The organism is Arcicella aquatica, from assembly GCF_034928825.1.
GTDB classification, from domain to species: Bacteria; Bacteroidota; Bacteroidia; order Cytophagales; family Spirosomataceae; genus Arcicella; species Arcicella aquatica.
On the sequence record NZ_JAYFUL010000078.1, the window covers coordinates 1 to 12,597 of the forward strand.

Sequence of the window (12,597 nt, forward strand, 5' to 3'; positions counted from 1 at the left end):
ATTTCTAAAAACTCAATTGAGTTTGATATATCTTCTAAATTCATTGTATCAGATTTTGAAGACAAAATTAATAAAATAAATCAATAGCCTGACGGCTATGGTGTGCCACAGACCACGGAAAAGGCCTATATACAGAATATTTTCTTTCAATTCTATCTTATCTCCCATTTTGTAAATACTACCAAGGACCATTCTGCTTCACTTGATAAAATTCAGAGCCGTTAAATCTAAAAAGTCCTTGCCCAGTACCCCACCACATATTTCCAGATTTATCCTGAAACATACTTTGGACACAACAATTTAAACCGTTAGCAGGTGTAAATACAGTAAATGCTTTGGAATTTGATAGAGGAACTGATGGGTCAAATCTGGTAGTACTGCCACGTGCTGTAATCCAAACGATACCTGACTGTTCTATCATTATTCCCCAAAACTCTGTTCCTCCTAAGCCATCTTTGGGAGTATATTCTGTAAAAGTTTTGCCATCAAATTTACAAATACCGTTTTTCATGGTAAACCACATATTGCCCAATTTATCTTGAGCGATACCTCCTCCATAGTTATCGCCCAAACCTTGTTTTTCATTGAAATTTACAATCGTTTTTCCATCATAGCGAAACACCCCTTTATCAGACGAAGCAAACCAAATATTTCCATCCTTGTCCTCCATAATGCCCGCAACATTGATAGAGGGAAGCAAAGGAAATAACGAGAAACATTGACTACCCAAACTATCTGCTGTTGGATTATATTGATAAACTCCGCCGTGTGTACCTACCCAAACTGTCCCCGATTTGTCAACAAGAATACTTTTCCGACTTATATTAATATGTTGTAGTCCATCTTTTTGATGATAATTTCTAAATCTTTTACCAACTACCTGTCTGGAATCATATTTATATACTCCTTGGTCAGTACCAAACCACATATTGCCATTTTTATCTTCATCAATGGCAAAAACAGTATTGTTCGTAAAACCATCAGGATTAGAAAAATAGGTTAAGTTTTTTTTATCATACCTCACTACGCCTTCGCCAATGGTGCCAAACCATAAATTTCCTTTCGAGTCTTCAAAAATACTTCGGATGTATTGACTCACTAAAGTAGTGTCAAAATCAGGAGCTAAAGCCGCTGAATTAAAGTTTTTTATCACTCTTGGACTTGGTTTGGAAACAATTGGGGCTTTGAGGGTGTTGGCTTTTTCTTGCCCGTGGCAGGAAGTAAAAATCATCAAAAAGCTAAAAAGTACTATTTTGTTCAATGTCATAATCATAGTTTTTTACTGTTTAGAATTTTGATAGTTTTAGGTTTTTAATGTTAGCTTAGATGAGATTAAGTAATTAGCACATCAAATAAAAAAAATGCCAGTTAAGACACTGGCAACCGCAAAAAATGCACAAGCAAAAGGTTTGTCAGCCTATTACTTGTGCAAGCTACAAATTTGTTCAAAAGTTTAGTTTTTTCTGACGTTGAAAATTCAAATTCTAACAACTAATTCTAATGACTCTGTAAAGTTGTTTTTTAAGCTTATAATTGTTTTATTTAGCTAAATATGTTAACCCACCATCTACAAGGAGTTCAGCACCAAGCATAAACGAAGAATCATCAGAAGCTAGGAAAACCGCTGTTTTGCCAATGTCAGATGGTTGCCCAATCCTTCCTATCGGCATTAAATCTGCAAAGTGTTTTTTTACGGCATCAATTTGTTCTGTTGGAACAAACTTCTCAAATGCCGGAGTATCGGTCGTACCTGGTGTTATTACATTTGCTCTAATTTTTCTACTTAAAAGGTCGCTTGAAAATGCTTTTGCGAAATAGATTACAGCCGCTTTTGCAGCACCATAAAGCGTAAAAGACGGATAAGCCCTATGTGCCGCATTAGACCCTATAAGAATAATAGAACCACCATCATTCATATAGGGCAGTGCTTTATGAACCGTGAAGTAAACACTTTTCATATTTAAATCCATTGTCTTGTCATAGTCAGATTCTCCAATATCTGCCACAGTTCCTACTGCACCACCACCTGCATTGGCAACAATAATATCTATTTTACCAAATTTTTCAGATGCTTCTTTAAACACTCTTTCAAGGTCATTAAGGTTGGTTACGTCGGCATTTATGGCTATAAAATTTCCTCCAAGTTGAGCTACAGAACTATCTAAAGTTTGCTGATTTCTGCCGACAATAACACCTACTGCACCTTCATTTTCAAATTCTTGGGCAATGCCAAATCCAATACCGCTATTACCACCCGTGATAAGTGCTACTTTGTTTTTTAATTTAATCATTTTTCTATTGAAGCTGTTTAAACTTTCCCTTTCGGGTTAAACTAAGTCTTTTAGAATAGCTTGTTCCAAAATTTACTCAACGTAGCGATGCTATGCTTCACAAATTTTGAAAAAATCAATTCAAAAATACAATACTTACACCTAAGAAACGGAAAGTCTAAACAGCTTCATTAAATAAAATCTGTTATTAACTAATAAAAATTTAAAAACCATACAAACCACCCGAAACGCAAATATTCTCTCCCGTAATCCAAGCTGCCTCATCAGAAGCAAGAAAAACAGCGACTTTCGAAACATCTTCGGGCTGACCTCTGCGACCAAGCGGTGTATTGGTAATAAACATTTTTTCTGCCTCACTACCAGAAGTTACGCCTGCATTAGTTGCACCTTCTGTTTCCGTAGCACCTGGCAAAATAGCATTGACACGAATATTTTTTGAGCCAAGTTCTTTTGACAATGAAATCGTTATGGCATTTATTGCTGCTTTAGTTGCAGCGTATAACAAGACCCCCGCCATAGGCAGTTTACCTGCAACAGAACTGATATTGATTATACTGCCACCCTTATCATTAAACAGTTGCAAAGATTTTTGGATAGCAAGTGTAGCCCCCAAAACATTGGTATCGAAATGTTTGTGAAAATTTTCTACCGATACCTGTTCAATCGGTAAATATTGCTGATGGGCAGCATTGTTTACCAAAATATCCAATGTGCCAAAAACTTTCTTTGTTTCTTCAAATAGCCTGATTACATCGACTTCTTTTGAAATATCGCCCTGGACCGAAATGGCAATGCCACCATTATCAGTTATAATTTTCACCACATTATCTGCTGCTTCTTTGCTTGAAGCATAGTTTACAACAACCTTTGCACCTTCTTCAGCAAAGTGTTTTGCGATAGCTGCACCTATTCCTTTGGAACCGCCAGTAACTACTGCTACTTTGTTTTTTAATCTACTCATTATTTTATTTTTTAAATTTGTTTCGTAAAGGTACCATCAATAGTTTACCTTTGTAACTATTATAGTTTATTCTGGTTACTATTGAGTAACTACAAATTTTAAAAATATGAGAGACGAGAAATTCTGTAATTCAAATTGCCCATTTACAAGAGCCATTGGCACTATTGGTAATAAATGGAAACCGATAATTATTAATGTTATTGGAACACGAACTATTCGTTTTGGTCAGTTAGATGCCATAGTACCACATATTTCAAGGAAAGTACTAACGGAACAGTTAAAAGAGTTGGAAGAAGATAGACTATTAGAAAGAATAGCCTACAAGGAATTACCACCAAGAGTAGAATATAAGTTGTCTGAAAAAGGCTTAGCTTTTTTGCCTATTTTAGAAAGCATAAAAGAATGGAATCTAAAATATGAAATAGTTTCCATTTCCTAAAGAGATTGATTAAAAGTAGCACAATAATAGGTTTATGGATTTACTATTTTTAATTTTTTCCTTTCGAGGTCATTGATACACAGAACACTTGTATTCTTTATATCAATGACCTCGGAAAAGGAAAAGGCTGGAAACCTTATAATAGTCGTCACTCGCTTGAAGCGAGTGACTGCGTATCTAAAGGAAGCGACTGCCAATTAGGTTACTCCTTAACCCCCGTATTCTCCGAAGGCTTTTCAAATTCATACTCACTTCTTACCAATTTGTTTTGCGTTGGATAAATCTCATTCAAGGTATTTGCATCATAGATTCTGCCATTTTTCATCACCATTTTCAAGGTATTTGAATTACGGATATTTTCTAAAGGATTTTTATCCATGATTAATAAATCAGCTAATTTCCCTTTTTCGATGCTTCCAAGGTCTTTATCCAAGCCCAAAGCCGTGGCCCCTAAAATCGTAGAAACTTTTAAGGCATCCAAGTTTTTCATCCCTCCGCTTTGCATCGACCATAATTCCCAATGATAACCCAACCCTTGGAACTCTCCGTGACTACCAATACCTGCCAATGAACCATTTTCTACCATCGATTTCATTGATTTTGCATGTTTCTGGAACACGTGTTCTTCTGGTAAAAACCAACCTGATACTCTACGTGTTTTTCCTGCTAATTCTTCATAAGGCATAAAATACTGCATCTTTTTGTCGTGGTACGGGTTCTCGGTTTCAAAATAAAAAATCTCTGCAAACGGTCCTCCGTAAGCTACCAAGAAAGTAGGCGTTACGGCCATTTTAGAAAAAGCGATAGATTTCACCACATCGTTATACAAAGGATATACAGGAATAGCGTGTTCATGCCCTGGGTAACCATCTAGCATATTAGTCATGTTCAGCTTATAGTTCAAACCACCTTCGGTTGTAGGCATCAATTTTTGGTCTTTTGCCGCTTTGATAATCCACTGACGGGTTTGTCTATTACCTGTCAGATACATTTTGATGTATTTGGTATTGTAATATTTGCTATACTGTTTCAACGCATTAATCGCCCCAGTTGAATCTTTGATATTATACGACCAGAAGCCAACCCCCGGACCAGTTGAATAAATTCTTGGACCTGCTATTTTACCCGCGTCCACCATATCACTATACGTAAATACGTCGGTTGTAGCCGTTTGAGGGTCACGGGTGGTTGTTACGCCATAAGCCAAATTGGCGGCATAAACCCATACTTGGTTTTTCTGAATGCCCCACTGTGGCCACATGTGCGCGTGGGTATCTACAAACCCTGGGGTGATGGTTTTGCCCTTCACATCAATTACTTTGGCATTGCCGACTCCTTTCAACGTTCCGCTTTTGCCTACCGCTTTTATTCTGTTGTTTTCTATCAGTACATCTCCATTTTCAATCACCTCATTACCATTCATCGTAATGACTCTCCCTCCTTTCAACAATACATTTCCTGTAGGTATATCGCGTGTGAAATAAAGCTTGATCTCTACCTCCTCAGGTTTATACGTTGCATCTGCTTTCTTAACAGCTACTTTTTTAGCAACAGAATCCGCCTTCACTTTATTATCTACCTTTATTTTCACCGTATCAGTTTTCACTTTATGCAACGAATCTGCTTTGGCTTTTTCTAATGCTTTTTTAGCTGTTTTCACGCTGTCTTCAAAAGCTTTGGCTTTGTCTAAATCAAATACAAAATGATAACGTCCTAACGACCAGTGTACTTTTTTAGCATCGCTAGACCATGAAGGGAACTCTCCCCCTATTTCTGTTAATTTTTGTGCAGGAAATTGCGCCGAAGCAGGGTCAGAAACAGAGATATTTACGGTTTTACCCGTTTTAGGAATCGTCATCACATAAATATCATTGTTTACTTGTGCCAAAGCCCTTTCACCATCTGGCGACATCATCACTTGCGAAGCATTCGTTGCCCTGTTTACTTCCATGGCCTCGGCTGTTTTCTCCGAAATCATGCAGTTGTGTACATATTCTTCGCCTTCTATGCTCATGCCGTAGGTCGTAATACCTGTGATTTTCGCAAGTATTTTTTCATCTGTACCATCCCATTTAATAGAGATTAATGAGCCATCACCTCCGCTCAAATAAATTCTATCGATGTTTTTAACAAAATGTGGATTACCTCTTCCCTGTGCTTTATCAATCACCGTAATGGCTCCTCCTTTGGCATCTATCCAGCAAACTTCATCTTCTGAACTTGAAGCAACAGGGCCTACCGATTCTTTGAAGGCTCTCTTTTGGGTACGGATAAATACGATTTTATCGTCTTTTGGTGTCCAAACGGGTTGACTATACAAGGCTGAAACAGTCGTCAATTTTTGTAAGTTGGGCGTACCACTTACATTCACTTTATAAAGGTCTCCACCTTTGGCTGTCCATGTAATGAAAGCCAATTGCTTGCCATCGTTCGACCACACAGGTTGTGCTTCTGTAAAATCATTGTTGGTAATTCTGCGAGGAGTACCATTTGGATAGTCTGCCACATACAAGCGATTCAACGACGTAAAGGCCAATTGCTTGCCATCTGGCGAAGCCACCGCATCACGAATTTGAGAAATCAAGGTTTGGGTCGTATCCGAAATTGGGTACTTAAATGCTAATCTTGGTCCCATTTCTACCTCCATATCTACCGTGAACGGAATCTGTACTGGCGTACCTCCATTGATAGCTATCTTGTAAATCTTACCTCCGTAAGAGGCTATCAAGGCCTGATTGTCGGGTGTGAAAGACATCGCAGGCAACACGCCCATCGTAGCAATGGATTCTTGTTCGTCTCTTTGTACTGGATAAGCCAACCATTTTTCATCACCATTTTCCAAGTTTCTTAATACCAAGCCTGTTTTTTCTTCAAAACGTGAACCATACACCATCCATTTTCCATCACTAGATAATGTCGGAGAAAATGCCGAGCCATATCTGGAAGTAATCGTAGTGCGTTTAGCATTGTCGCGGTCGTACATGCCGATTTGGTACTGTGGCATCATGGCGTTGTAGTTCCAAGCACCACTTCTTTGCGAGAAATAAATGTATCGTCCGTCGGGACTTACCGCAGGGTCTATTGTTTTTAAGTTAGCGGGTTGGTCGATTAGCTGAACGCCTCCGCCACCATCTTTGTGTATCATCCATAACTGCACGTTCATACGTCCTTTGGCAAAAACGATGTAATTCCCGTCTGGTGTCCATTCGGCCGCTTCAAAGTTTTGGTCACGGTCTTTCGTAACTTGTACGGTATCTTTTTTCTCGAAATCAATCACCCAAACATTATCAGAACCACTTTTATCAGAGATAAAAAGCAGTTTTTTACCATCTGGACTATAACGTGGATGGGTATCAAACGCCAAGCCTTTGGTAATGTTGGTAGCCTTTCCACCTGCAAAAGGCATGGTGTATAAATCACCCATTAAGTCGAAAACGATAGTTTTAGCATCTGGACTAACATCTAGTGATAACCATGTACCTTCGTCGGTATTGAGTTTGAATTTACGGGTAGCCTTTAGGGGTAAATCTTTGTAACCAACATACTTGGTGGTGTCTTTTTTGAGGGTATCGCCAGCAGTAATGCGCAACAGTGGCATTTTAGTGATTGAGTTAGCCATTCCTATCATCGCAAATACAGTGACGGCTAGGCATATCAATAGGTTTTTAGGATTAATTTGTGGAAAAGTGATTTTCATTTTGTTGATTTAATGTTGTTGAATTGATAAGCTAAAATAATGATTATTTTTTAGGATAAATATTTTGGAGAGGTGTTTTTTCACACTCACTCTTTACAGATAATATAACTTAGTGCTATGCTATCGGTATTTATCCAGCACACAAAATCAATCAGAAAACGTTTAACATTTCCATTGATAAAAAACTTGGTAAGATTTTTTGATTTTTAACAGGAACACAGGAGATAACAGGCGTCGAAACTCTTAAGCAATATAGCGTTTTTTCTTTAAAAAACAAAATCTTTCCTCATGATTTTTGCAGAGCGGAAAGACTTTTTTTAAAAGCTTTTTTACTTTTTATAAAAATATGCCCCCACTTATCTTTATTTTTAAAAACATCATTTAAAAACTTAAATATCCATTCTTCAAAACAACAACAAATTTTTCATTGCTGTTGTTGTTATTAGGTTTATATAGTTTTCTTAAGTTTTATATAGTTTTATTATACTAGCATTGCTTCTACAGTGCTTTGGTAGTTGCTCCTGCAGTGCTGTGGCATTTTTTACCAAAGCACTGCAGAAGCAACTACCAAAGCAAAGCTACTCCTTTTTAGCGCTCATTTCTATTTACTTCCTTTTCTATTCATTGACAAACGAACTTCACTAATCTGTTTCTTTTTGATAGGAAAAATGTAGCCTTTTTTTGGGGGAAAAACTGAAGTTTATTTGCATAACGATTATGTTATACGTTGATGCAATTTTTGTTACTTTCAGCGGGGTAGAATGTTTTGGATACTGTGTACTACACATTATAGTCATAGAATGACCATGCACTTTTGAAGAACGCTGTTAAGTTAATTTCAATTTAACATTAATTTAACATTCAGAGAACGACCTCTTAATATTGGCTGCCTAATTTTGTGCATCAGTATGAAAAACATAAAGTACATATTACTCTTTATTGCTTGTCTTAGTTTTTTCAAAGTTTCTCAAAACTATGCAAAAACTGACACGGGGCTGTCTATACATCTCAGCGAGTATCATAAAGGGAATAAGTGCGTTTCAACAAAGGCATCAAGCCAAGTGCTTGAAATTGATGAAGAAGTTGATGATGAGTCACAAGAGGATGAATCAACAAAAGAAATTGAACACCCCCTTATTTTAGATGGTTTTAACTTCAATAAAATCACTAACACACCAATTTCTAATTTATCTCACTATTCAACTATCCAATTTCGTAATACTGTTAGTTTATTTATTCTTCTATTACAGATTCTAATTTAGATTTCCCCCATTTCCTTACTAATCTCTTGTGCATACATTTCTGTATGCTACCATTAATTATTTCATAAAATTCAACCTCATGAAAAAGTTTCCTACTTTTCAGCAGTCATTCAGACTGTTTAGCATTATTGCTATGCTCTTTTCTGGCGTACAGATTTTTGCTCAAATCACTACTTCTTCTATCTCAGGAAGGATAAAAGACAAAACAGGTGCAGAGATTCCTGGAGCAACGATAATCGCTACTTTTTTGCCTACAGGAGCCAAATACGGTGTTACAGCAAGTGTTGATGGACATTATGCCATTGGTAACATGAACCCTGGCGGGCCTTATAAAGTAGTAGTTACTTTTGTAGGATATAGTCCTAAGGTATTAGACGGCTTGATGTTAAACCTTGGTTCTACCTCGAATCTTGACTTTGTTATCCAAGAAGAAAGCACAACGTTGAGCGAAGTAGTGGTGAAAGGTGAAAAAGGTGGTACTAAACTTGGTGCTGGTGTTAACTTGGGCGAGGCTCAGATTAAATCGTTACCTACTTTAAGCAGAAGTATCACCGACATGACCCGCCTTACTCCGCAAAGTTCAAACAATTCATTTGCGGGTACAAACTTCCGTTATAACAACGTAACGATAGATGGTACAATCAACAACGATGCTATTGGCTTTAGCCCATCTTTAGGCGGACAGGGAGGCTCATCAGGAATGCCTGGTAGTAGTACACGTACCAACCCTATTTCACTAGATGCTATTCAGGATATTCAAGTTTACATTGCTCCTTACGATGTAAAAATCGGGAACTTTACAGGTGGTTCTATCAACGCCGTAACACGTAGTGGTACAAACGACGTATCGGGTTCGGCTTATGGTTTTGGAAGAAATGCAAGCATCACTGGCCCAAACAATGCTGGCGATGGTGCTAAAATACCAAGTAGTTACCATGACTATCAAACGGGTTTCAGAGTAGGTTTACCACTTATCAAAAACAAATTATTCTTCTTTACTAACGAAGAAATTACGCGTCGCCAAGAGCCCCTTTTCTATGGTGCAGGTTATACAGATGCGAATGGAAAGCAATTATCATTGATTGATGCAGCGACTGCTCAGAAAATTACAGACTTTGTAAAAACTAATTATGGGTTTGACGTAGGTGAAGCCAACAACTACAATATTTATTCAAACAGCAATAAATTCTTTAACCGTTTAGACTGGAACATCTCTGATAAACATCAATTATCTATCCGTAATAACTACATTACTTCTGAAGCTACCAACCTTGAGCGTGACGCTGCCAACTTCCGTTTTGCAAGCATGGACTTCAAGCAAATCAACAACCAAAGTTCAACAGTAGCAGAATTGAAAAGTAGATTTGGTAATGCGTCTAACAGTTTGATTGTAGGTTATTCTGATATTCACGATTACAGACAACCACTAAGTGGTAATGTTTCGATGCCTCAGACAGAGATTTCATACAATGGCGGAACCATCTTCTTTGGTAACGACCGTGAGGCTACCGTGTTCAACATGAAACAAAAAACATTTGAATTCACGGATAACTTTACATGGTTCAAAGGAAAACATACTTTCTTGGTAGGTACACACAACGAGATTTATAACATCAATTACGGTTTTGTAAACTCTTGGAACGGTAGAATTGCATACAGAACATTAGATGAGTTCTTTGCTAGTAAAGTAAACCGTGTACGTGGTTCATATAACTTTACTAACAACGACCGCGACTATAACTTCGATAATCCTTATGCCAAATTTAGCGTAGGTATGTATAGTGTATACGCACAAGATGAAATTCAGGTATCTGATAAATTAAAATTATCACCAGGTATTCGTTTTGACTTAGCTTCTACAGATTCACCATCAATCAGTGCTGGTACTAAATCAACTCCAATTGATCCAAATGCTGGTACAACGTATACTGCTACGCCATTGGCTAAGATTGACAACAAAATCTTCGGACAAGTGTTGGTTTCACCAAGAATTGGGTTTAACTATGATGTAAACGGTGATAAATCGGTAGTATTAAGAGGAGGTACTGGTATTTTCACTGGTAAAATTCCATTTGCTTGGTTAGGTTATGCTTTCTATAACGATGGTGTTGGATACGGTTCGTTTGATGTGAACAACCTTGCGACTAAAGCAGGTGTAAAAGGAGATGTTTTGAAAGACGGTGCTAAAACTTTTGCTTTCAATAACGGACAAGGAAATCAAACACAAGTAGATGCTGTAAGCAACAACTTTAAAATGCCACAGGTTTGGAGAAGTAGCTTCGCTGTTGACTATACTAAAAATGGCTATAAATTAACATTAGAGGGTATCTATACAAAGGTTATCAACGACTTGAAATTCCAACAAGTTAACTTGAAAGACTCTGTTAAGTATTTCAGTTATGATACACAGCAACAAATGCCTATTTATTTATCAGGCGGTGCTACTGGTCAGAAAATCAATACGGTCTTCTCTAATGCTTATATGTTATCTAACACTTCGCAAGGTTATAGATATAGCTTAACTGCACAACTTGCTAAAACATATCCTTTTGGCTTGAATTTCTCGGTAGCCTATACGTACGGACAGTCGAAAGATATTACCAATGGTATACGTAACTCGATGGAATCTAACTGGCAGTTGAATCAATCGTTAACACCGAACGACCCTAAATTAAGTTATTCAAACTTTGATATTAGAAATAGAATTGTAGCCTCTATTGGTTATAGAAAACAATGGAATCCACGCCATGCTACTACTGTATCAGGTGTAATCATTGCTCAGTCGGGTAACCCATTCACATGGGGATTTGTTAACTCAACGCTTGCTAACACGCCACAGGCTGCTGGTTTAGCTTATGTATTCAAAGATGCTGCTGAGGCTACAAAATACATGGTTGACTACAAGGATGCTAACGGTAATACAGTAACGGCGGCTCAACAAGGACAACAATTTATGGACTTTGTAAACGGTGATTCATATTTAAGCACTAGAAAAGGAGATTTCACAGAACGTAACGGTGGACGTACGCCTTGGAACACAACAGCAGATATTAGATTGATGCACGATATTGCTTTGAATGTTGGCAAGAAAGCTCATACTATTCAGATTTCATTAGATATTATCAACTTCACGAACTTATTGAATAGCGAATGGGGTAGAGTTTATTTTGTATCAAACACATTCAACTCGACAGCAAGTCTTGGTTTAGTACGTAAGAATTCAGGAACATCTGCTGACCCTACTTATAACTTTATTCAGCCAAGTACGCCATATTCAATTGACCAATTGGCATCAAGATACCAAGCTCAATTCGGATTAAGATATAGTTTCTAAGAATTTGAATTTAAAACATCATATTGGTATTGTGGAAAGTTCGAAGTGCTTCACTTCGAACTTTTTTTTTGGTTGCAATCACTCTTCTAAATTATTTATTTCTAGCGAGGGACTTAAGTCCCTCGCTAGAAATAAATCCAGCTCTTCGAGATGTTCAGAAGTGCATCTCGAAGTATAGATAAAAAGGATGTTAATCCAAAAAAAATCAACATATCGACCTCTTTGCATTCTTCTAATAAATAGCTCGGACAATCATAGATTGTCTTTTATCTGTACCACGAAGTCAGAGACTTCGAGGAGCAAGGCTATTTATATTTTATTTGCCTCCTTATTCTCCACACTTGAATATAATTGAAAGATTATGGAAAGAGCTTAAATCTCGGTGGTTGAAACCAGATGATTATCAAGCATTCGACAACCTTAGATACCCAACCCTTGATTGTTTAAATAATGTTGGTACAAACTTAAAAATCAACTTCTCAAAATATTATTAATTAATGTAAGTTGCGTAGTGTTAAAACTGTCTATCGAGTATATACATGATAATAAAGCAAAGAATTTTCAATAAAAACCCTTTTGCAGTGACAGCATGAATCTTTTTAGGGAGTTTTGC

The 12,597-nt window shown here is 37.3% G+C and carries 8 protein-coding genes and 1 pseudogene; 4 read left to right on the forward strand and 5 right to left on the reverse strand.

All coding sequences use genetic code 11. The annotated features are described in order from the left end of the window. Positions 1-178 precede the first annotated feature (178 nt). From VB264_RS24390 to VB264_RS24400, 3 genes are all read right to left on the reverse strand, one after another. Positions 179-1,267 (reverse strand): ligand-binding sensor domain-containing protein, encoded by a 1,089-nt coding sequence (locus VB264_RS24390; protein WP_323253938.1) that lies wholly within the window; start codon positions 1,265-1,267, stop codon positions 179-181. A gap of 271 nt (positions 1,268-1,538) precedes the next feature. After that, positions 1,539-2,291 carry an SDR family NAD(P)-dependent oxidoreductase gene (locus VB264_RS24395; protein WP_323253940.1) on the reverse strand — a complete coding sequence of 251 codons (753 nt, stop codon included), beginning with the start codon at positions 2,289-2,291 and terminating at the stop codon, positions 1,539-1,541. A gap of 202 nt (positions 2,292-2,493) precedes the next feature. Next, positions 2,494-3,252 carry an SDR family NAD(P)-dependent oxidoreductase gene (locus tag VB264_RS24400; RefSeq protein WP_323253942.1) on the reverse strand — a complete coding sequence of 253 codons (759 nt, stop codon included), beginning with the start codon at positions 3,250-3,252 and terminating at the stop codon, positions 2,494-2,496. Between the two features lie 106 nt (positions 3,253-3,358). Between VB264_RS24400 and VB264_RS24405 the strand changes: the two genes are divergently transcribed. Beyond that, positions 3,359-3,691 (forward strand): winged helix-turn-helix transcriptional regulator, encoded by a 333-nt coding sequence (locus VB264_RS24405; RefSeq protein ID WP_323253944.1) that lies wholly within the window; start codon positions 3,359-3,361, stop codon positions 3,689-3,691. Between the two features lie 202 nt (positions 3,692-3,893). Here the strand turns inward: VB264_RS24405 and VB264_RS24410 are convergent, their stop codons facing one another. Continuing rightward, positions 3,894-7,388, reverse strand: coding sequence for an amidohydrolase family protein (locus VB264_RS24410; RefSeq protein WP_323253946.1), 3,495 nt, complete (start codon positions 7,386-7,388; stop codon positions 3,894-3,896). A gap of 908 nt (positions 7,389-8,296) precedes the next feature. Here VB264_RS24410 and VB264_RS24415 point away from each other — a divergent pair. The 3 genes from VB264_RS24415 (at position 8,297) to VB264_RS25155 (ending at position 12,478) form a co-directional block, all read left to right on the forward strand. After that, the gene (locus VB264_RS24415; RefSeq protein WP_323253949.1) at positions 8,297-8,650 is read left to right on the forward strand and encodes a hypothetical protein; all 354 of its coding nucleotides are present in this window, start codon (positions 8,297-8,299) and stop codon (positions 8,648-8,650) included. Between the two features lie 79 nt (positions 8,651-8,729). Continuing rightward, on the forward strand, positions 8,730-11,984 hold the full coding sequence (locus VB264_RS24420) for a TonB-dependent receptor (RefSeq protein WP_323253951.1): 3,255 nt from the start codon (positions 8,730-8,732) through the stop codon (positions 11,982-11,984). 311 nt (positions 11,985-12,295) lie between these two features. Beyond that, positions 12,296-12,478 carry a transposase gene (locus tag VB264_RS25155; RefSeq protein WP_407654672.1) on the forward strand — a complete coding sequence of 61 codons (183 nt, stop codon included), beginning with the start codon at positions 12,296-12,298 and terminating at the stop codon, positions 12,476-12,478. 20 nt (positions 12,479-12,498) lie between these two features. Here VB264_RS25155 and VB264_RS25180 read toward each other — a convergent pair. Continuing rightward, positions 12,499-12,597, reverse strand: a pseudogene (locus tag VB264_RS25180) (IS982 family transposase); the annotation flags it as partial.